The organism is Thermocrinis jamiesonii, from assembly GCF_000702425.1.
Classification (GTDB): Bacteria; Aquificota; Aquificia; order Aquificales; family Aquificaceae; genus Thermocrinis; species Thermocrinis jamiesonii.
In genome coordinates this window covers 1-20,856 of record NZ_JNIE01000006.1, presented here as the reverse complement: position 1 = coordinate 20,856, position 20,856 = coordinate 1, and the positions used below count along the sequence as shown (strand labels likewise).

Here is a 20,856-nt window from a genome sequence, read left to right as displayed (position 1 = left end):
GTGTTAAAATAAATATCAGTGAGGATTACCATATCTATTGACTTAGCGCCCTTTCTCCACTGGTTTAAGGACTACGATAGAAGTAAACTGACGAGAGATCTAATAGCGGGTCTTACTGTAGCTGCAGTCTTGGTCCCTCAATCTATGGCTTATGCGCTTTTGGCCGGTATGCCTCCCATACATGGGCTTTATGCGTCCTTTTTACCTACCATAGTTGCTGCTCTTTTTGGAAGTTCAAGGTTTTTAGCTACTGGTCCAGTGGCAATGACTGCCCTTCTTTCTGCCTCTGTCATTTATGGCATGGCCGAACCTGGTTCTGAGCAGTGGATCGGTTTGATGGGCCTATTGGCTCTCATGGTTGGATTCATAAGGCTTACTATAGGACTCTTAAAGCTTGGTTTCGTAGTGGAGCTTATATCAACAAGTGTGATAACTGGTTTCGTCAGTGCGGGTGCTCTTGTTATAGCTCTAAGTCAAGCAGGACACTTATTAGGTTTTAAAATAGTCCAGAGCACGCTAATATACGATGTAGTAAAAGATATTATCTCCCACATAGAAAACACTAATCCGTATACTGTGGCCATAGGCGCATTGTCCTATGCTATTATATGGATTTCCAGAAAGATTCATCCCATTTTGCCAGGAGCCCTTATTGCTGTCTTTGTAACATCCCTCATATCTTACTTTTACCAGCTTGAAAGGTTTGGTGTGGCTATAGTAGGAAATGTACCTCAGGGTATTCCTAAATTTTCAGTTCCTGAAGTGGACTTTTCCACTACCGCTACCCTTTGGGGTGGTGCAATGGTAGTTGCATTTTTTGGACTAGTAGAAGCTGTTGCTATAGCAAAGCGACTTGCAGTTCAGGCTGGAGACAAATGGGATCCTAACCAAGAGCTTATAGGTCAGGGTATGGCAAACATAGTCGCTGGGCTTTTTAAAGGATTTCCTGTAGGTGGTTCCTTTTCAAGGTCTGCATTAAACTTCCAGCTTCAGGCTAAGACTATCCTTGCCAGTGTGATAACTGGTGCTACTGTGGGAATTACCTTAATCTCTTTAGCTCCTGCCTTTTACTATCTTCCTAAGGCTACTCTTTCAGCTATAGTCCTCTCTGCAGTTATAAATCTAATAAAGCCGCAGGAAATAATCAAACTATACAAGTTGAATAAAACTGACGGGATAATTGCCGGGATAACTTTTTTCAGCGTATTTTTTATGGAGCTCTGGGTAGCACTTACCCTTGGTACTATAGTAGCCTTTGGCACTTTTGTATACAAGACTATGTATCCAAGGTTAGTGGTGCTTACAAGAAACCCACAGTCTAATACCTTTGTCAATGCAGAGAGAGAAAATCTTCCCGAGTGTCCCCAAATACTTTACATAAGACCAAATATGCCCATATACTTTGCAAACGCTGAATATGTCTATGAATACATACTTAATAAGATTGAAGAAAGAAAAACCAATAGAGCGCTAAAATTTTTGCTGATTGATATGGAAGCGGTAAATTACATAGATGCGGCAGGTGTATCTACCCTTATGAGGTTGTTTGAAGAGATAAATAAGCAAGGTATTATACCTGCTATGGCAAATATAGCCTGCGATGTTTATCCTATACTTGAAAGGGCAAATTTTGAAAAATATGTTGATACCGACTTTGTCTTTGATTCAAAGGGACAGTCTATAGTGGAGCTTTTCAAAAGGTTGGATCACAAGTATTGTGCGGAAAGATGTCCCTATGCGGTATTCAAAGAATGCTATACAGTAAAACCTTCGGACTTTAAACCTATTGTAAGGTTACAGTTATGAAGAAGGCGTGGATAGTATCCGCTACGCTTGGTGCGATTTTGGTTTTTCTTTTAGTTTATACCGCCTTTCAGGAAAAGTCAGGAGTAAACATAGGGATGAATAACTTGCCCCCTGATCTGACCTTTATTAGCGCTGACGGAAAGGAGATAAAGCTTTCGGATTACAGAGGAAAGGTTTTGCTTTTGAACTTTTGGGCGGTTTGGTGTCCCCCGTGCAAAGAAGAGTTGCCGATCTTTGAGAAGGTTTATAGTAAGTATAGATCGCTTGGTTTTGAGGTGGTTGCGGTAAATATGGACACCTCAGAGGACACTTTCCGAGAATTTCTAAGGAACAATCCGTATAGCTTTACCATGGTTAGGCCAAAGGGTGATTTGGAAAACAGGCTAAAACTCTTTGGATTTCCAACCTCTTACCTCATAGACAAAGAGGGGAACGTGGTAAAGGTAAAGATGGGCATTTACAGAGAACTGGAGGAGGACGTTGCAAAACTACTTAAATGAGAGTTTGGTTGTTTACTCATAGGGGAAATGTAAGGATAAGAAACGAAGATGCGCTGTTGGTGGGCAGAAAAGTCATAAGGATGGAGGTTATGGAAAAACCTTTGGTTGTAGAAACAGAAGAAAAACTTTTTGCGGTAGCAGACGGTTTGGGTGGGCATGCAAAGGGGGATGTAGCATCTTATGAGGTTTTGAATGTATTAGCTCAAGAACAACCAAAGGACGAAAAAAGCCTAAGGGATGCGCTATGGAATGCTAAGGTTCGTCTCTTGGATTATGTAAAAAAACACCCTTCTGCCTTTGGACTGGGTACAGCCGTCGCAGGTGTGATTGTCGGAAAGGAAGAGATTTTGGTTTTTAACGTAGGGGACTGCAGGGTTTATATAAAGGACAAAGATGGATTTGTTAAAGTTTCAAGGGACCATACCTTGGTGGAAGATTTGGTACTATCTGGCAAACTGGATGAGGAAACCGCAAGACTTCATCCTAAAAGGCACATACTTACATCTGCTATACTCGGAGATGCGTCAGAATTTGAAATATACACCAAAAGGATTCCCAATTTAGGTAAGCCCATTCTTGTGTGTTCGGATGGTTTTTGGGAAGAGTTTAGTAAGGAAGAGATGAGGCTTTTTGCTATGTCTCAGGAACCCGTTGAACTTTTTCTTAAATCCTTAGAGAACAAAGAGCAAAGTGACAACATCAGCTTTCTGTTCATAAAATTTTAGGTTTCTAAGCTTACCTCTACCGAGAACGGTTTTAACAAATCAAACAACTCCTTGCTTGGTTCTATTCTGTACCTTGGATCTGCCTGCATTAAAACCCTGTAGTCACCTGCCCTGCACTCTATTAAAATCTCAGCGCCCTTTTCAGAAAAACGCCTACTCAATAAGCTGTATAACTTTTCCAATTCTTGGCTTGAAAGTTCCCTCCGCATAATCAAACGGACAAACCTTATCTTTTCCAAAAGATATTCTTGTATCCTAAAAACTTCCCTCAGTATTACCCTCACAGTTTCACTTTCTTGATCCTTTGATAGCTCACCTTTTATGACGACTAACTCGTCCTCTTTTAGCTTTTCTTTGTTTTCTTCGTATGCTTCAGACCACGCAACCACCTCCACAACACCAGTCTTGTCTATGAGGTTAAACACTGCGTAAGGGCTACCCTTTGAATTCTTTTTGATCTTAAGCTCAGAAATGACGCCCGCAAAGGTATATTCACCCTCCTCCAAATCTTCTACATCCTCAACGTAGGATATTTGCCCTTTAAGAAGGTCCTCGTATGGATCCAAAGGATGCTGTGAAAGGTAAAAACCTATAACTTCTCTCTCATACTTTGCCTTGTCTTCTTCCTTTACCTGCTTTTTCCCAAATAGGCTGTTGCTCACATAAATGCCATCCTTAGTTTCCAATTTGGAAAGGAGGGAACTCCTCGGTTCGTTGGTAAAATCAAAGGCTCCCGCTTTGATTAGTGCTTCCAGCACCTTTTTGTTTATCTTTCTGCTATCCATACTGCGAACAAAATCAGACAGGCTTTTCCATTCACCTTTCCTTTTACTTACTATTAGCTGAGCGGTTTCTTCCCCAACCCCTTTTATCCTTGCCAGACCAAACCTTATCCTCCTTTCACCCTCTATTACAAAATCCGCTCCGCTTTTGTTTATGTCCGGAGGAAGTATATGTATGCCAAAGTGCATCTTAGCGTCCCTAAGGAGATTTATAAACTTTGTATCAGATTTTTCCATAGATAGTTTGACTGCAAAAAACTCCTCCGGATAATGTGCCTTCATGTAAGCGGTCCAGTAAGATAGGTATCCGTAAGCTACAGAGTGGGACTTGTTGAAAGAATAACTGGCAAACTTCTCTATGTCTTCCCACAGTCTTTCCACACGATCCCTTGGATAGCCCTTCTCTACCGCTCCATTTATAAACTTTTCCTTCATCTCCTCCATAACTTCCTTCTTCTTTTTACCTATTGCCTTTCTGAGCGTGTCCGCCTCGCCGGGAGTAAAACCCGCCAAAATTTGACTTGCCTTCATTATCTGCTCTTGATAAACCCAAACACCGTAGGTTTCTTTAAGCACTTCCTCCAGTTCTGGAAAGGGATATACTATCTGCTCCTTTCCGTGCTTTCTGTTTATGTAGCTATCCACAAGACCACTTTTCAAAGGTCCTGGTCTGTACAAGGCTAAAACTGCCACTACATCATCGAAGCTATCCGGTTGTAACCTTCTTAGCAGGTTCTTCATACCACTGCTTTCCAATTGAAACACACCGGAAGTAAGACCTTTCCTGAGAAGCTCAAACACTTTCTGATCGTCCAAAGGAAGTTTCAGAAAGTTTATTTCTATCCCATGTCTTTCTTTGACCAACAGCCTCATTTTTTCCAGTTCTGTCAGCGTTTTAAGTCCAAGAAAGTCCATCTTAACCAAACCTAATTCCTCAAGCTTTGACATGTCAAACTGAGTAGCAACCTGCCCATCGTCGTAATAAAGCGGTACGAGTTCTTCTAAGGGAACGGGAGATATAACCACACCTGCAGCGTGTAGGGAGGTGTGTCTGGTGAGCCCTTCCAACCTAAGAGCTATCTCTATTAACATCCTTATTTCTGCGTTCTCCTGAGCCATTTTGCGCAACTTTTTTGCATTCTCTTCTATATCGTTTCTGTGCCTTCCGTATTTCTCAAGAAGTTCCTCTATGGGAGTTAAATACATTTCTTCCAAAGATAGCCACGTGCCTTGCACATCACCCTGTGGTATTAGTTTTGCCAATTTATCCGCTTCCGAATAGGGCAGTCCAAGTGCCCTTGCGGTATCCCTTATAGCCTGCTTTGCCTTCATAACGTTGTATGTGATTATCTGAGCTGTGTTTTCTGCACCGTATTTATTTCTCACATACTCCAAGACACTATCCCTGTTTTCCATACAAAAATCCACGTCTATGTCTGGCATGGAAACACGCTCTGGATTTAAAAATCTCTCAAAGAGTAAGCCGTGCTTTATGGGATCAACGTCCGTGATACCCAGAGAAAAAGCCAGCAAAGACCCCGCTGCAGAACCCCTACCTGGACCTACCGGAATACCCTTGGACTTTGCCCAGTTTATAAAGTCCTGAACTATAATAAAGTATCCAGAAAAGCCCATTTTCTTTACTACGTCCAACTCGTATTCAAGCCTATCCCAATATTCTTTTGAATCTTTTGCAAGCCCCTGCTCTATTCTTTGCTTTAGTCCCTTTATAGCAAGTTCCCTCAAAAGCTCCTCTTCTGCCACTTCTTGGGAAAACTTGGGAAGCAAATAGTTTTTATTCTCAAGGGACTCAAACCTATCATCGCACTTGTCAGCTACCTCCAAAGTATTCAGCAGTGCCTGTTCCCAACCGTCAAACTTTCCTTTAAACCTTTCCCACATTTCCTCCTTACTGGCAAAGTGCAAGTAGTCGTTAATACACTTAAAGTCTCCTTTTTGGAGTTCCATAAGCGTTTTTTTCATTTGAACAGCCATAAGCACTTGATGAGCTATCCTATCCTCTGGCAAAAGATAGTGAGCATCCGCTGTCGCTACCAACTTAACCCCAAGCTTTTTGCCTATCTCTATCAGATGTCTGTTAGCGGTTTCTTGCTCGGGTAGAGAGTTAGCCTGAAGCTCCAAATAAAGGTCGTCTCCAAACAGGTCTTTGAACTTTTTTACCCACTCCTGTGCCTTATTTACATCTCCTATACTTGCATAATAGGTAGGCACACCCTTTAGACAAGCAGTTATGGCTATAAGCCCCTCGTGGTATTTAGACAAAAGCTCGTAATCTATTCTTGGTTTGTAATAAAAACCTTCCTTAAAGGCTAAGGAAGAGAGTTTGTATAAATTTTTTAGCCCTACGTCGTTCTTTGCTATTAGTATCAGATGATGGTTGTATCTGTCGGTTATGTTATCTTCAGAGCCTTTACCTTTTCTATCAAACCTGGAGCCGGTGGTAAAGTATGCTTCCATACCAAGCAGGGGCTTTATACCTACTTCTTTTAAACTTTTGTAAAAGTCAAGTATGCCAAACAGGTTTCCGTGGTCTGTTATGGCAACAGCAGAGTATCCAAACTCCAAAGCCCTTTTGGTAAGGTCTTTTATCTTTATAGCTCCATCAAGAAGTGAATACTGAGTATGTAAATGTAAATGAACAAAATCCACCATGGAACTACAACCGAAGGAGTATTGTAATATAACACAGTGGAGGACGAAAGGCAAGGGAGTGTAGAGGCTGTTCGAAAAAATCCTTCAGGCAGTGCTGAGTAGTTATAATAAAAGCCTAAGATGTATGTAAGCTTGCAGTTTAAACTTCAACTGAATGGTCCTGACAGAAAAAAACTTTTGGAATTAATGCGTAAGCAATCATCCGCCATAAGGTCTGCTTATAAACTACTGAAAACCAAAAACTCCCATAGCCAAATATACCAAAAGCTAAGACAACTGTTTCCTGACCTACCTACCAAATACATAGACTCTGCTATCTACAAAGCAAAACAGTATCCAACAGACAAAAAAGTGGTGTTTGGCGGTAAAGCCCTTTTTGAAAGGCTCTGTAAAAATAGAGACAAGAAGAGCAGGGAAAAGTTAAAAAGAAAGTGGAAAGAACAAAGACAAGGAACTTTAATAAGCGTAGGTTCTAAAGCGGATAAAGGAAACAGACTCATAAGGTTTGAAAGCATAAACGGAGAACTTCACTTAAGACTTACAACAGGGAATAGGGAATTTATCTATGCAAAGGTGCTGAGAAAACCAAGCAACGAAAAAGACAAGTGGAATACTTTTTTAGCTATGCTTTGGGAAAGTTGGGAAGGTAAAGCTTATTTCCCTTACACTGTAGAGCTGAAACTAAGGGATGGAGAGATTTATGGGATTGTTTCTTTTGAAGTTCCCACACCTGAGATTTGGCTAACCAAAGAGTATGGAGTAATAGCCATAGACACAAACGCAAGTCCATTGCATTTAGCCTTAGCAGAAGTCAGCTCTGATGGAAATCTTTTAAGCTATCAAAGTATTAGCTTACACGAGTTTATCAGCTTTCCAAAAAACAGAAGAGACTACGAAGAGTGGCTTTTGGCACACAGAATAGTAGAAATAGCAAAAGAGAAAGGAAAAGCTATAGCTATAGAAAACTTAAAGAAAATCAATAAAGGCTTTAGAGGAGATGGAAAAGCAAAACTAAGAAAGAGACTACACCATTGGAACTTTAAGAGCTTGCTCTCAAAGATTGAAAGAAGTGCAAAGTTGAATGGATTAGAAGTTATCAAGGTAAATCCCGCTTTCACTTCTGTTATAGGAGCACTAAAATATGCACCACAGCTTGGGATAGACAAAGACATAGCGGGCGCATACGTGATAGGAAGAAGGGCTTTAGGCTTTAAGGAAGAAATCCCAGAGAACTATCTAAAACTTCTTTCGGACAAGGAATACTTGGAGTATGCAATCTGCACTTACGAAGAGAAGGAAAAAGAGCTAAAGGAAAAGCTTAAGAAAGAGACAAACCAATACAAAAGAAATGCCATAAACTCTGAGCTAAAGCAAGTTCAGAAGGCAAAGGACTTGCTTTTAGAAAAACTTAAAAGCCTTCAGGACGAGCCAAGCTCCTGTGAGGGAGCCGATGGAAGGAATCCCAAGCAGGGAGAGACTAAGAAAGTCTCTCAAAGTGCTTGGCAAGTTCTGAAGGTAGCCCTCCTCTTCCCTGTTCTTGGAAAGATTTTGTCAAGGGACCTTTCTCCTCTGAAGCCTTTATTGGTGGAAGGGGCGTGGGACAGGGTGAGGAGAAGGTTAGTCCCCTTAGAGGTTGGGGGGACGTCCCAATGAGGGATTTTCGAACAGCCTCAGGGAGTGTAGTTATAATAAAAACCTGATGTATGTAAGCGTGCAGTGTTTCTATGAAGCACCGATGGAAGGAAAGGCCAAAAAAATCTCTCAAAATGGTTTGCAGGTTTTGTTGTTTGTATTTATAGCTGTCCTTCTTAGCTCTTGTGCTGTGCCAAAGATTGTTATACTAAACGATCCTCTTAGTGTGGAAGAACATGTGAATTTGGGATACATTTATGAAAAAAAAGGAAATCTTGATTTGGCAGAAGAAGAATACAAAAAAGCTATAAAAAAAGACAAAGAAAATTACATAGCTTACTTTAATTTAGGGAACGTGTATGCTAAAAAGGGTGATTACAAAAAGGCAGAAAAGTATTACAAAAGAGCTATCAAATTGAAAGAAGATCCGGATGTTATGAACAACTTGGCTTATGTGCTTCACAAACAGGGGAAAAATGAAGAAGCTTTGAAATACATAAAAAGAGCTTTGGAATTAAAAGAAGATCCTTCATACAGGGACACCTTGGAAAGCATATTAAAAGAATGATAGAGTGTTATGTGCTTGCTGGCGGACAAAGTAGGCGCTTTGGTGAAGACAAAACCCTTTTTCACATAGATGGTGTGCCATGCATTCAAAGGGTAACTCAAGAGGCGAGGAAAGTTTGCGATAAGGTCTTCGTAGTTTCAAAGGACACAAACAAGTATGGATTTTTGCAGGGAGTGGAGCTGATAAAAGATGTTTCAGAAAGACAGTTACCTTTGGTTGGTCTTTACACAGCTCTTAGCCATACTAAACAGGATAGGATAGTAATTTTGAGCGCAGATATGCCTTTAATTAAAGCGGACCTAATCCTGTATATTTGGCAAAAATATGATGGGAAGATAACCCTTTATCAAGTTAGAGGGAAAACTTACACTTTTTTTGGGGTCTATCCAAAGGAAATACTAAAACCCTTAGAGGACTTCCTTGAAGCTGGAGGGGTTAGGGCATTGGATTTTGTGTGCTCAGTGGGATACACTCCCGTGCAAGAAGAAGAAGTAATCAATATGGGTATTTCTCCGGAGGTTTTTATGAACATGAACACAAAAGAGGATGCAAGGATTATATTAGAGATATATGAGAGAGATAAACTTAAAGATTTTGGGAATGACCTGTGAGCATTGTGTCAAAACGGTGAAAAACGCGCTCTACAGTGTGGAAGGAGTTTCTGAGGTAGATGTTTCTCTACAGGAGCAAATAGCAAGGGTTAAGGTGGAAGATAACGTATCTTTTGAGACGCTAAAAAGCGCAGTGGAAAATTGGGGATATAAAGTTGTAGGTGAGGTTTGAGGATATTAAAGACAAGATAGAGGGGCTAACATACATCGGTAAAGGTTGGCGAGGGATTATTTACAAAGGATTCTTTGAAGGAAAAGAGGTTGCGGTAAAGGTTGCAAGAAGTGAAGAGAAAGAGTATGCCATCAGAAAGGAAGCAAAAATATTGGAAAGGTTAAAAGGTTATCCATACTTTCCAAAGATCTTGCTAAGTGGAGAGGATTTTTTTATGTATGAGTTTATTAACGGAGTGCCTATTGATGAGCTTGAGCTGAGCCAAGAAGAGAAGCTGAAAATATATTCCCAAGTTCTTGATATTGCCTTTCTCCTTGACAGTCTGAAGATTAACAGGGATGAGTTTTCAAGATTGGACAAGAACTTGCTGATAGGACAGGATGGCACGGTTTATTTGCTTGACTTTGACAGAGGGTCCTTGGATGTAAAAAAGACCCACAATTTTACCCAATTTTTACAGTTTTTGAAAAAGGAGGGGATAATATCAGATGAGCAGGCGATAAGCTTTGGAAAACTCTATAAGTCCAATCCAGAGGAAGCTTACAAAAATGTTAAGAGTGTCCTTGATTCAGCTATACAAACTTCTACTTGAAGCCTACGGATATCAAAACTGGTGGCCCGTAGACGAAGACTATCACAAACTTAGGGGAACAGATCCAAGGGAAGAGATAATAATAGGAGCCATTCTGACACAAAATACTGCGTGGAAGAACGTGGAAAAGAGCCTTGAAAATCTTAAAAAGGAAGGAGAGCTATCCCTAAGGTTTATAAGAAAGGCCAAGATTGAAGAGATTTACAGACTAATAAGACCTTCGGGGTTTTACAGACTGAAGGCAGAGAGACTAAAGCATGTGGCGGAGTTTTTCAACCCAGTGGATGTTATACAAAGTGTTAGCAGACAAGAGTTGTTAAAAGTAAAGGGAATAGGAAAAGAAACTGCAGATGCTATCCTCCTTTATGCGGGTAACCGATTAAGTTTTGTCGTAGATGCATACACCCTAAGGCTTTTTAAAAGGATATACCGCTTAGAAGGAAGCTATGACTCTATAAAAGCTTACATAGAGAATAACATACCAAAGGACCTAATCATCTACAAAGAATTCCACGCCCTTATTGATGTTCATGCAAAAACATACTGTAGAAGCACTCCCAGATGTGGAGAGTGCTTCCTTAAAAGCTACTGTCTTAGTGCAATCCCATTTTCTTAAGGAGTCTATCTCTCCACAACCAGATCAGAATTCCCATAATCACAAAGTAGCCTATGGTTACAATGCCCATTAGAGTTCTCTTGGTCTTTTCCTCTGGAGGAGGCTCAGAGACAGATTTTAAGTAAGCTATTATCTTTGCGGTTTCTTCAGGTCTTCCCTCCATAACCGCCGGCATTGTGGTTCCGGGTAGTATTTCCTGAGGCTTTAGTATAAAGTTGTAAAGGTATTCTGGCCCCTTTACTAAGTATATGGTGGAAAGGTCAGGGGGAACCTTACCGAAGGTTTCCTTGAGTGCATTAAGCTCGTTTATAAAAACCGCTTGATAGACATCCTTAGGTATAAATTTGCCGTACTTTTCTTGTAGTGAAGCAAGCATTGGATTTGCCTGAATAGACAAAAGATAAACCCCGTCATACCTTAAGGAGTGGCACGCTGCACAGTTTTGAATGAATAGTTCCTTTCCTTCTTTTGCATACTTGACATCCATAGCAATCTTTTTGTATTCCTGTGGCATCTCGTATTTTTCATGGGGCGCAAAGATGTTGTTTATCCAAATGATGTAAAAGAAAACTACAGTAAGAACAGTAAAGAATATAGCCTTTATCATTGCTTGTCACCTCCTTTTGCTTTATACCAACCCCACTCCAAGATGGATATTATTGGCAATGACAGGAAGAAGGAGAGAAAGCCTATGGTGAATATTAATCCAAGCATGGCATTAGTAGGTGTGGGTGGCATTGTGCCAAGTATGGTAAGTGCTATTGAGGATATTACAAGAACTATGAACATCACAAAGAAGAGTGGCCTGTTTCTTGCACTTCTGAGAGGCGAGAAGTCTAAGAATGGCAGGATTAAAAGAAGTATGAGGGCTAAGTTAAATACCACAAAGCCTAAGAATTTGTCGGGAATGGACCTAAACATTGTATAGAAGGCTAAAAGATACCATTCAGGGGCTATATGGGCGGGAGTTTTAAACGGATCTGCTGGGTCAAAGTTGTCCGCTGGTAAAAAGTGCTTCATGTAGAAAAACACAAAAAAGAAGAAAATCGCAAGGTATCCCATCAAATAAGCACCTTCCTTTAGAGTAATGTATGGATGGAAAGGAACGCCTTCCTTCTTCTTGTCTATTTCTTTACCATCCGGTGAGCTTATGCCATGTGCCCTGATAAGGTAAAAGTGAAAACCCACCAAACCTGCGAGTATTAGGGGCAGAAGCCATATGTGAAGACCGAAGAACCTTCCAAGTGTTATCTGCCCAAGTTCGTAACCACCCTTCATCCATATAGATATGGTTTCTCCTATTTTTAGCTTACCAATTATGGGAGCACTGTCTATGGAGGTAGGAATCTCTGTAGTTACCACCATACCCCAGTAAGATAGCTGTCCCCAAGGAAGGAGGTATCCAGATAGGGCAGTCATTAGAAGAACAAAGTATATAAAGAAGCCTACTATCCAGGTTAGCTCCCTTGGTTTTTTGTAAGCGTTGTAGTATATGCCAGTGAATATGTGAAGATAAACCACCGCAAGGAAGAAGTTAGCGCCTGCTGCGTGCACATTACGAATCAACCATAAAAAGGGCACTTCTTTCATTATGGTGTAATTGACGCTGTCAAAGGCTGTATAAACGTTGGGTTGGTAATACATAACCAAGAAGATTCCTGAGATTATCTGGATTAAAAAGGCTACAAGTGCCATTACACCAAAGGCGTAAGGAAAGGTTAAGTTCTTAGGCACCTTGTATTCCACCATTTGAGACTGCCAAAGTTCAGAAAGTTTCCCCCTATCGTTAAGCCATTTTCCTATTCTTCCCAACATTTCATCACCTCCTTCTTAAGTAAGTTCCTTTATAAAGCCTTCTTCTCCTATGACAAGCTTGTTGCCGTCTATCTTTTGAGGAGGTATGAAAAGCGATCTTGGTGGGGGACCTGTTATGACGTCTCCCCAAGGAGAGTAAAATCCACCATGACAGGGACAGTGGAATATGGGATAGTTAAATTCTCCCTCTCCATTAGGCTTCCAAATTGGCACACATCCAAGGTGGGTGCACACCGCTATTAACGCGTAAGCATTATGACCCTCAAGCAATTTGACATTTTTAACATCTCTCACCTTACCATCCCACTGAAAGCCCTCCGGTAGTTTGACCACAAAAACAGGCTTACCCTTCCACGAGACTACCCTAACCTGAAGATCCGATATTTGGGAAATATCAACCTCCACCTTGGCACCTGCCAAAGAAGCCTGACTTGGAGAGAGAGTCTTCACCAGTGGATAGAGCACACCAACAACTCCAAGGGCACCTAAACCGCCTACTGCCAAACCTAAAAGGTCCCTTCTTGAAGTCTCCATTGCACAACCTCCTTCAAACAAAGCCAAAGTATAGCTATTATTATATCATCATATTCATATTTTTAAAATTTCATTTAGAATTATTACTTTGTCATCTCAGTGCAATATTTTGGACTTGAAATTGTCAAAAGGTGCAGTCCTGTCGGAAGCAAGCAGGATAAAAGAAGAAACATACGAGGATAAAGGTGGGCGACTGAATTGAATTTATGGGTTCAAGAAGAAGAGTGTTAGAAGTAAAGGAGGATAAACTGCATGCATCCTTTGGTGTCGCTTATTTAGAAAAAACCTGTGTAATCCAAATCATAGGTTTTTGAACTATCCAGCCAGCTCCACCGCCTTTTTGGCTCCATCCCACATGTCCTCTGCGGTTATAAAGTTAAGTCCAGATTCTGCTAAGATCCTTTTGCCTTCTTCTACGTTTGTGCCCTCCATACGCACTACCACAGGCACCTTTATCTCCACCATCTTTGCCGCTTCTATGAGCCCATTTGCTAACCTGTCGCACCTGAGGATCCCACCAAAGATGTTTATAAACACCGCCTTTACGTTCTTGTCAGCCATCAAGATCCTAAAGGCGTTTGCTATTTGTTCTACGTTTGCTCCACCGCCTACGTCCAGAAAGTTTGCAGGCTTACCTCCAGCCAGTTTGATTATATCCATGGTCGTCATGGCAAGACCTGCCCCATTGACCATACAGCCTATGTTTCCGTCAAGCTTTATGTAGTTGAGGTTGTAAGTCTTTGCTTCCACCTCCAATGGATCTAACTGGCTTAGGTCTTCCATTTGTTCCAAATCTTTGTGTCTTAGAAGTGCATTGTCATCTATCTCCACCTTTGCGTCCAAAAGGACCAGCTTTCCATCCTTTGTCAGCACCAAAGGATTTATCTCCACCAAAGAGGCGTCAAGCTCTTCGTAGGCTCTGTATATACCAAGAGCGATCTTAACAAAATCATTGACAGGTAATCCAAGCCTGAAAGCAATCTTCCTTGCCTGAGAGGGCATTAGGCCAAGAAATGGGTCTATGTGTAGCATATGAATAGCCTCTGGTTTTTCTTTGGCTACTTCCTCAATCTCCATTCCACCCTCTGCAGAAGCCATAAGCACGGGCTTAGATACAGACCTATCTAAGGTTATAGAAAGATAATATTCTTTTTCTATTGGCGTAGCCTTTTCTATCCAAACCCTATTTACGGGTTTTCCGTCTGGACACTGAAAAGTTTTTAGAACCTTTCCCAACATACCATTTACCGCAGATTCAAGCTCTTCCATGTTTTTTACGAGCTTAACTCCACCAGCCTTCCCTCTGCCACCGCAGTGCACCTGGGCTTTCACCACAAGAGGGAACTCCCCAAGCTCTTCTGCCACCTGCCTTGCTTCTTCTAAGCTAAAGGCAACCTTCCCTTCTGGCACTGGCAGGCCGTATCTTTTGAGTATCTCCTTAGCCTGATGCTCGTGTAGTTTCATCTGTTAGCCCCCTTGAAAAATTTAAAATAAATTTTAAACCATGCTGGCAAAAGTCTTCTCATCTCAGAGGCGTTCCTTAGTGTTAGCCATGGAAGAAATAAAAGAGAGGGTAGAAAACAGCATAAGAGATTATGATTTTGTCCTTTTTGCGGTGCATCCTGACTATAATTACGAGGACATAAACCACCTGATGAAAAAGATTTTCAAAACGGAAAATTATGCAGGTTTTCATAGTCTCAGTTCTTTTGAGAACGAAAAAGTGGTGAGCGGTTTGGTAATGTGTTTTTAAAGTTTGAAAGGAAGGGAAAGGCTTCTGTATTTGCGATAGAAGACATAGAAGAAGAAAAAGCACTTGAAAAGACTGCAGAATATTTGAACCAAAATCACGATAAACTTCACATATTCGTGGGTGGGTTATGCGAACATAGGTTAGGGTTTTTCATAGAAGACTTAGCCCATTTTTTGAAATAAAGTCCTGTCAACAACTTAGTGGGTGAGCTATCTTCTGGATACAAAAAAGGCGAAGAGGTCCTGACGTATCAGTTTGTGGAAGACAAGGTTATAAAGAACGGCTTTTTTATTCTTACTTTTGATAATATAGGCTTTGACATTCGGATTGCTCTTGGGTTTAAACCTTATGGTATAACTTACCGTGTGCAGAAAGCAAAAGGATACAGGATATACACTGTAGATGACAATCAACCCCTGTCTTACACGATCAAGTCCCTTATGAGCAAAATACAAAGTAACGACATACAGCATCTTTGGTTCTGTCCTATAACCATACTGGATGATCAAGAGGGTTATGTGGCTACCATGAGAACTTTCAAAGACGTAAAGGACGATTACGTAGAGTTTTTTGGTCCTGTAAAAGAAGGACAGCATTTTAAGCTTTCCTTTGCAACAGAAAAAGAGCTTTTAGAAGAAAGTGAAAAGGTTGCCATGGAAGCAAAAGAGGTTATGAAACATCCAGACCTTGTCTTTGACTTTTCCTGCTTGGCAAGGCAGTATGTTTTGGGAGAGTTGCAACAAAAAGAACCAGAGATCTACACTGCCATACTGGATGCTCCCCTCTTTGGCTTTTTCACTTACGGAGAGGTAGGTCCTGATAAGTTTTACAAAAAGCTCAAATTTTACAACGAAACTTCTGTTTTACTGAGTATAAAGGAGCTATGAATAAGGATATACAGATAAAACTTTTGCAAGCTCTCCTTGACGAAATAACAAAAAGGTATGACTACTTTATACAATCCCAAAATGAAACCATAAGAAAAACCTACGAAATTGCAGTAAAAGACCACTTAACTAAGCTTTATAACAGGATGTATCTTGAAGATTATCTAAGGCGTCTTATAAAAATGAGCAAAAGAGATAAGGCGGTATTTCAGATCCTTTTTATAGACCTTGATAATTTTAAGCCGATAAACGACATTTATGGGCACGAAAAAGGAGATCAAATCCTTAAAGAAGTAGCAGATTTTTTGAGACAAAAATTCCGAGATTACGACATAATAGCACGTTTGGGAGGGGATGAGTTCTGTGTAGTTTTGGAAGAAGAAATAGACCAAGATAGAATAGAGAAAATCAGAGAGGAGTTTGAAAAAACATTTAGCCAGTATAACCTGTCTTTTAGCTATGGGATTGCAAATTCCAAAGAGCTGGACTACAGCAAGGATGAGGATAATATAATAAAAGATATACTTAAACTTGCGGACGAGAGGATGTATAAACAGAAAATGCAGAGAAAAGGATGGAGCTTCTTTCACCAGCCAAACTGAATTTAGGGTTGTGGCTTTTGAAAAAGCGCAAAGACGGATACCACGAGATCTTTACCATATTTCAAGCTATAAGCTTGTTTGATCGTATTTGGATAAAGGAAGGACCGCTAAGGGTAGAAACTTCCAACGGTATTCCCCAAGAGGAGAATTTAGTTTATAAAGCTCTTCGGCTTATGGAACACTTCTTAGGAAAGGAGTTGGAAGTTCAAGTTTTCATAGAGAAGAACATTCCCGTAGGAAGCGGGCTTGGTGGAGGATCATCCAACGTGGCAACAGTTTTAAAAGCGGTCAATGAGATGCTTGGAAATCCCCTAAGCTTTGAACAGCTTTTAGAAATAGCTTCCAAAGTTTCTTCTGATGCTCCCTTTTTTTTATACGGTGGTTCAGCTGTGGGTAAAGGAAGGGGTGATGAAATATATCCAATAGAACTTCCACCTTTTAAATTTGTTGTGATCTATCCGCAGGTGCAGGTATCCACCAAAATGGTTTATTCTCTCGTAAGCCCAAAGGAATTGACACCGGACTTAGACGATGATAAAATAATAAACTGCCTTAGAAGAGGAGAGTTTGAGGTTTTGAGTAACGAACTTGGTAAGCTGTGTGCTGAAGTGGTACCTCAGGTAGGCGAGGTGCTAAGGTTTTTGGAAAGCCTGGGCCACAAAGCCTTGGTGAGTGGCAGTGGCTCGGCAGTTTTCTTTGTAGGAGAGCTTGAGGATAGGCTTAAAAAGGCCTGTCAGCTAAGAGGTTGGCGGGTTTATCAGGTGGAGAGCTTGGGGTGTAGCTCAACTGGCAGAGCACCGGACTTTGGATCCGGGGGCTCCTGGTTCGAGTCCAGGCACCCCAGCTTTTCCACCAAAAAATAGGAGTGCAGAAAAATGATAGGTTCTATAAAGCTTCTTACTGGCACGAGCAACTTAGAACTGGCCAAAGAGGTATCCCAATATTTGAACATACCCCTGTCTGATGCCCTTGTGTCTCGTTTTAGCGACGGAGAGGTAAGGGTTCAGATAAACGAGTCTATGAGAGGGGAGGACGTTTTTGTTATACAGTCCCTTTGTCCGCCGATAAATGAAAACATTATGGAACTTCTGCTTATCTTGGATGCTCTCAAAAGGGCTTCTGCAGGAAGGATAACCGCAGTTATTCCCTACTATGCATACGCAAGGCAAGACAGAAAAGACAAACCAAGAGTTCCAATAAGCGCAAGACTGCTTGCGGACCTCATCACCGTAGCAGGAGCCCAAAGGGTGGTTATCGTGGACCTTCACTCTCCACAAATTCAGGGTTTTTTCAACATACCTGTGGATAATCTGCATGCGTTGCGTGTGCTATATGAATACCTTAAGGACAGGTTGGATGGCGATACAGTAATTGTATCTCCGGATGCGGGTGGTGTAGAAAGGGCTAGACTCCTTGCCAACAAAATCGGATGCCCTATAGCTATAATATACAAAAGAAGGCCTGAGCCAAACGTAGCGGAAGTTTTGGACATAATAGGGGATGTGAGAGGGAAAAGGGCTATCATCGTAGACGACATCATAGACACTGCAGGCACAGTTTGTGCAGCAAGTGAGCTACTTCTTTCAAAAGGTGCCTTGAGTGTGGATGTGGTTGCTACTCACGGTTTGCTATCTGGTCCCGCTGTGGAAAGGCTAAGAAGATCTCAAATAAGAGAAGTTATAGTCACCAATACCATTCCGTGTAAAGATAAAGGTTTGGAAAAGCTAAGAGTAGTATCCATAGCCCCGCTTATAGGAGAAGCTATAAGAAGGATCCACGAAGGTGAATCAGTTAGTATGCTATTTGTATAAAGGAGGCGGTCATGAAAAGGGTTGAGTTGAAACTTCTTTTAAGAAATCCCAATGAAAAGAAAAGTGAGAAAAAACGGAAAAGAAGGGAAGGATACATCCCGGTGGAGATATACGGAAAAGGAGTGGAAAATCTGCATGCATACATGAGTTTAAAAGACTTCTATGCCTTGCCCCACGGAGAAACATTCTTAATAGTAGCAGAGGTGAATGGAGAAAAGAGGGTATGCTTTTTGAAAGAAGTTCAGTACGGTTGGCTTGGAGATAATCCAATTCACGTAGACCTATACGACATATCCAAAGTGAAAGAGATAGATATAGAGGTGCCTTTGGAATTTGTGGGTACTCCAGTGGGTGTATCCCTTGGTGGCACCTTTGAGATCGTACTTAGCACGCTAACTGTTCGGGCAAGCGTAGAAAGCATACCTGATAAAATAACCGTAGATGTTAGCAATCTTGGGCTTGGTGATTCACTACACGTGAGAGATATACAACCACCACCTAATTGCATAATACTTGACAATCCAGAAGAGGTTGTAGCGGTAGTCTTAGAGCCAGAAGCTGAAGCCGGAGCCGAAGAAACACCCACTGAATGATAAGACTTGTTGTAGGCCTTGGCAATCCAGGTAAAAAATACGAAAGGACAAGGCACAATGCAGGGTTTATGGTGGTTGATGAACTGCTGAAAAAGCTCAGGGTAAAAGAATACACAGAGGAATGTCTGTCTCATGTCTACAGAGTTAGAGTGTTAAATAGAGAAGTGTTGGTAGCCAAACCACAAACTTACATGAACAACTCTGGGCTTGCGGTTCTTAACCTTTTGGAGGAATACGAGATAACTCCAGAAAATATGATGGTGATTTACGATGATCTGGACCTTCCCCTCGGAAGGATAAGGTTAAGGTTGGAAGGTAGCAGTGGGGGACATCACGGTATAGAATCCATAATAAGGGAAATTAAAACAAGCAATTTTGTAAGGCTTAGGATAGGCATAGGAAGACCTAAGGACAGAAACAAAGTGGTGGATTATGTGCTCTCACCCTTTGATCCAGAAGAGGAAAGCGTTCTTTATACCGTATTGGATAGAGCTTCTGAGTGTGTTTTAAGATGCTTAGAAACCTCTCCGGAGGAGTCTATGAATTTTTGCAATGCGCCGATAGGAGGATAAATATGGAAACAGTGAGCACAAAGGACATTAATAAGGTGGTGAAGGTTTTGGAAGAAGGTGGCATAGTGTGTGCTCCTACGGATACTATCTACGGGCTTTTGGCAGATGCTACCAACAGAAAAGCGGTGGAGAGACTCTACGAGATCAGAAGGCCCTCCAACAGGCCTTTTATAGTACTGTTGCCAGAGATAAAGCAAGCCTTTGAGTTTGACATTATGATTACCAAACTTGGTATAACCCTTTTAAGTTTAGGAGTTACCGTAATTTTCCCAAAAAGGACCACCATTCCTACATACCTAACCAGATGGAGAAAAAGTATAGCCTTCAGAGTGCCAAAAAGTGGCATATTCATACAGAAACTTCTTAAAAAGTTTGGCAAACCCCTTGTAGCTCCAAGTGCCAACCCAGAAGGGCTAAAGCCTGCGGTGGATATAAAGGAAGCTATGGAATATTTTGGAGATAAGATAGACCTTTATGTAAAGGGAGCACCGCTTACAGGCAAGCCCTCCACAATAGTGAAGGTTATAAGTCCAAAAGCTATAAAGATAATAAGGGAAGGGAATGTGCCTAAGGAGGATATAATAAAACTTGTAAGTAATAATTTTGATACGCTGGAGTTATTGCAAAATCTTGCAGACCTTATAGACAGATCTGACAGATAGTGTTATGATATAATTATTAGCTGGCGTAGCTCAGTGGGCAGAGCGCGGGATTTGTAATCCCGCGGTCGTGGGTTCAAGTCCCACCGCCAGCTTTAGGAGGGGTGGCCGAGTGGTCAAAGGCAGGGGACTGTAAATCCCCCGGGCTCCGCCCTGCGCAGGTTCGAATCCTGCCCCCTCCACTTTAGCGGGCGTAGCTCAGTGGTAGAGCAGCTGCCTTCCAAGCAGCAGGTCGCGGGTTCGAGTCCCGTCGCCCGCTTTAAAAACATAGCCCAGGTAGCTCAGTGGGCAGAGCACACCCTTGGTAAGGGTGAGGTCGCCGGTTCAAGTCCGGTCCTGGGCTTAATACAAGGAGGTAAAGAATATGGCAAAGGAGAAGTTTGTAAGAGATAAGGAGCACGTCAACGTAGGAACCATAGGACACGTAGACCACGGCAAATCTACCCTTACCTCTGCCATAACATGCGCATTGGCTGCGGGTGTTATGCCCGGCGGTAAAGCAAGGTGTATTAAATACGAAGAAATAGACAAAGCTCCAGAAGAAAGAGAAAGGGGTATAACGATAAACATAACACACGTAGAATACGAAACTCCAAAAAGACACTATGCACACATAGACTGTCCAGGGCACGCAGACTACATAAAGAACATGATAACAGGGGCAGCTCAGATGGATGGAGCCATTCTTGTGGTTTCTGCAGCAGATGGACCAATGCCCCAAACAAGGGAACACGTGCTTTTGGCAAGGCAGGTCAATGTTCCTTACATAGTGGTGTTTATGAACAAATGTGACATGGTGGATGATCCGGAGCTTTTGGACCTTGTGGAGCTTGAGGTGAGGGAGCTTCTTAACAAGTATGAATTTCCTGGGGATGAGGTGCCGGTTATAAGGGGATCAGCCTTAGGGACATTGCAGGAGTTAGAAGCGGGCAAGCCGGACAAGTGGTGCAATG

At 41.6% G+C, this 20,856-nt stretch carries 23 protein-coding genes, 5 tRNA genes and 1 pseudogene; 24 read left to right on the top strand and 5 right to left on the bottom strand.

What is annotated here, in order from left to right; translation table 11 throughout:
- Positions 1-18 precede the first annotated feature (18 nt).
- The 3 genes from K217_RS0106295 to K217_RS0106285 are packed head-to-tail and all read left to right on the top strand — an operon-like array spanning position 19 to position 3,031.
- Positions 19-1,806, top strand: a complete 1,788-nt coding sequence (locus K217_RS0106295) for a SulP family inorganic anion transporter (RefSeq protein WP_029552272.1) — start codon at positions 19-21, stop codon at positions 1,804-1,806.
- A complete protein-coding gene (locus tag K217_RS0106290; protein ID WP_029552271.1) occupies positions 1,803-2,306 on the top strand; it encodes a TlpA family protein disulfide reductase in 504 nt (167 codons plus the stop codon). The genes K217_RS0106295 and K217_RS0106290 overlap by 4 nt, the downstream gene beginning before the upstream one ends.
- A complete protein-coding gene (locus K217_RS0106285) occupies positions 2,303-3,031 on the top strand; it encodes a PP2C family protein-serine/threonine phosphatase (protein WP_029552270.1) in 729 nt (242 codons plus the stop codon). Before K217_RS0106290 ends, K217_RS0106285 begins: the two co-directional genes overlap by 4 nt.
- Here K217_RS0106285 and dnaE read toward each other — a convergent pair.
- The gene (dnaE, locus tag K217_RS0106280; RefSeq protein WP_029552269.1) at positions 3,028-6,486 is read right to left on the bottom strand and encodes a DNA polymerase III subunit alpha; all 3,459 of its coding nucleotides are present in this window, start codon (positions 6,484-6,486) and stop codon (positions 3,028-3,030) included. The two genes, K217_RS0106285 and dnaE, sit on opposite strands and share 4 nt — an antisense overlap.
- Before the next feature lie 120 nt (positions 6,487-6,606).
- Here dnaE and K217_RS0106275 point away from each other — a divergent pair, with 120 nt between their 5' ends.
- The 6 genes from K217_RS0106275 to K217_RS0106250 are packed head-to-tail and all read left to right on the top strand — an operon-like array spanning position 6,607 to position 10,677.
- Positions 6,607-8,139, top strand: coding sequence for an IS200/IS605 family accessory protein TnpB-related protein (locus K217_RS0106275; protein ID WP_029552268.1), 1,533 nt, complete (start codon positions 6,607-6,609; stop codon positions 8,137-8,139).
- A gap of 46 nt (positions 8,140-8,185) precedes the next feature.
- Positions 8,186-8,686 carry a tetratricopeptide repeat protein gene (locus K217_RS0106270; RefSeq protein ID WP_231477003.1) on the top strand — a complete coding sequence of 167 codons (501 nt, stop codon included), beginning with the start codon at positions 8,186-8,188 and terminating at the stop codon, positions 8,684-8,686.
- Positions 8,683-9,297 (top strand): molybdenum cofactor guanylyltransferase, encoded by a 615-nt coding sequence (mobA, locus tag K217_RS0106265; RefSeq protein WP_029552266.1) that lies wholly within the window; start codon positions 8,683-8,685, stop codon positions 9,295-9,297. The genes K217_RS0106270 and mobA overlap by 4 nt, the downstream gene beginning before the upstream one ends.
- Positions 9,298-9,313: 16 nt before the next feature.
- Positions 9,314-9,469 carry a heavy-metal-associated domain-containing protein gene (locus K217_RS0106260; protein WP_231477002.1) on the top strand — a complete coding sequence of 52 codons (156 nt, stop codon included), beginning with the start codon at positions 9,314-9,316 and terminating at the stop codon, positions 9,467-9,469.
- Complete coding sequence (locus tag K217_RS0106255; protein WP_029552264.1) at positions 9,459-10,061, top strand: hypothetical protein; 603 nt, start codon at positions 9,459-9,461, stop codon at positions 10,059-10,061. The genes K217_RS0106260 and K217_RS0106255 overlap by 11 nt, the downstream gene beginning before the upstream one ends.
- Positions 10,018-10,677, top strand: coding sequence for an endonuclease III domain-containing protein (locus K217_RS0106250; RefSeq protein WP_029552263.1), 660 nt, complete (start codon positions 10,018-10,020; stop codon positions 10,675-10,677). The genes K217_RS0106255 and K217_RS0106250 overlap by 44 nt, the downstream gene beginning before the upstream one ends.
- Here the strand turns inward: K217_RS0106250 and K217_RS0106245 are convergent.
- The 4 genes from K217_RS0106245 to sucC form a co-directional block, all read right to left on the bottom strand.
- On the bottom strand, positions 10,655-11,284 hold the full coding sequence (locus tag K217_RS0106245; RefSeq protein ID WP_029552262.1) for a cytochrome c1: 630 nt from the start codon (positions 11,282-11,284) through the stop codon (positions 10,655-10,657). The two genes, K217_RS0106250 and K217_RS0106245, sit on opposite strands and share 23 nt — an antisense overlap.
- The gene (locus K217_RS0106240; protein WP_029552261.1) at positions 11,281-12,492 is read right to left on the bottom strand and encodes a cytochrome b; all 1,212 of its coding nucleotides are present in this window, start codon (positions 12,490-12,492) and stop codon (positions 11,281-11,283) included. Before K217_RS0106240 ends, K217_RS0106245 begins: the two co-directional genes overlap by 4 nt.
- Positions 12,493-12,507: 15 nt before the next feature.
- On the bottom strand, positions 12,508-13,026 hold the full coding sequence (gene petA, locus K217_RS0106235) for a ubiquinol-cytochrome c reductase iron-sulfur subunit (RefSeq protein WP_029552260.1): 519 nt from the start codon (positions 13,024-13,026) through the stop codon (positions 12,508-12,510).
- A gap of 315 nt (positions 13,027-13,341) precedes the next feature.
- Positions 13,342-14,490 (bottom strand): ADP-forming succinate--CoA ligase subunit beta, encoded by a 1,149-nt coding sequence (gene sucC / locus K217_RS0106225; protein ID WP_029552259.1) that lies wholly within the window; start codon positions 14,488-14,490, stop codon positions 13,342-13,344.
- 88 nt (positions 14,491-14,578) lie between these two features.
- Here sucC and K217_RS0106220 point away from each other — a divergent pair, with 88 nt between their 5' ends.
- The 15 genes and pseudogenes from K217_RS0106220 to K217_RS0106155 all read left to right on the top strand — a co-directional run.
- Positions 14,579-14,779, top strand: coding sequence for a hypothetical protein (locus K217_RS0106220; RefSeq protein WP_029552258.1), 201 nt, complete (start codon positions 14,579-14,581; stop codon positions 14,777-14,779).
- The gene (locus tag K217_RS0106215; RefSeq protein ID WP_029552257.1) at positions 14,770-14,961 is read left to right on the top strand and encodes a hypothetical protein; all 192 of its coding nucleotides are present in this window, start codon (positions 14,770-14,772) and stop codon (positions 14,959-14,961) included. Before K217_RS0106220 ends, K217_RS0106215 begins: the two co-directional genes overlap by 10 nt.
- Before the next feature lie 18 nt (positions 14,962-14,979).
- Complete coding sequence (locus K217_RS0106210; protein ID WP_029552256.1) at positions 14,980-15,666, top strand: FIST C-terminal domain-containing protein; 687 nt, start codon at positions 14,980-14,982, stop codon at positions 15,664-15,666.
- Entirely contained in the window at positions 15,663-16,268 is a 606-nt protein-coding gene (locus K217_RS07520) for a GGDEF domain-containing protein (RefSeq protein WP_029552255.1), read from the top strand. Before K217_RS0106210 ends, K217_RS07520 begins: the two co-directional genes overlap by 4 nt.
- Positions 16,241-16,987: pseudogene (gene ispE / locus K217_RS07890) on the top strand (4-(cytidine 5'-diphospho)-2-C-methyl-D-erythritol kinase); the annotation flags it as partial. The gene K217_RS07520 and the pseudogene ispE, both read left to right, overlap by 28 nt.
- A gap of 52 nt (positions 16,988-17,039) precedes the next feature.
- A tRNA-Gln gene (locus K217_RS0106200) sits at positions 17,040-17,112 on the top strand.
- Positions 17,113-17,143: 31 nt separating this feature from the next.
- Positions 17,144-18,079 carry a ribose-phosphate diphosphokinase gene (locus K217_RS0106195; protein ID WP_029552254.1) on the top strand — a complete coding sequence of 312 codons (936 nt, stop codon included), beginning with the start codon at positions 17,144-17,146 and terminating at the stop codon, positions 18,077-18,079.
- A gap of 11 nt (positions 18,080-18,090) precedes the next feature.
- Positions 18,091-18,672: a 50S ribosomal protein L25/general stress protein Ctc gene (locus K217_RS0106190; protein WP_029552253.1), complete on the top strand. Its 582-nt coding sequence runs from the start codon at positions 18,091-18,093 to the stop codon at positions 18,670-18,672.
- Positions 18,669-19,244, top strand: a complete 576-nt coding sequence (gene pth, locus K217_RS0106185) for an aminoacyl-tRNA hydrolase (protein WP_029552252.1) — start codon at positions 18,669-18,671, stop codon at positions 19,242-19,244. The genes K217_RS0106190 and pth overlap by 4 nt, the downstream gene beginning before the upstream one ends.
- 2 nt (positions 19,245-19,246) lie before the next feature.
- Entirely contained in the window at positions 19,247-19,906 is a 660-nt protein-coding gene (locus K217_RS0106180) for an L-threonylcarbamoyladenylate synthase (RefSeq protein ID WP_081820042.1), read from the top strand.
- Positions 19,907-19,925: 19 nt separating this feature from the next.
- Positions 19,926-19,998 (top strand) — tRNA-Thr (locus K217_RS0106175).
- Between the two features lie 3 nt (positions 19,999-20,001).
- Positions 20,002-20,085: transfer RNA gene (locus K217_RS0106170), tRNA-Tyr, on the top strand.
- Positions 20,086-20,090: 5 nt separating this feature from the next.
- Positions 20,091-20,162: transfer RNA gene (locus tag K217_RS0106165), tRNA-Gly, on the top strand.
- An 11-nt stretch (positions 20,163-20,173) separates the two neighbouring features.
- Positions 20,174-20,246, top strand: a tRNA-Thr gene (locus K217_RS0106160).
- Positions 20,247-20,267: 21 nt separating this feature from the next.
- A partial coding sequence (locus K217_RS0106155; protein WP_029552250.1) for a GTP-binding protein occupies positions 20,268-20,856 on the top strand: 589 nt, incomplete at its 3' end.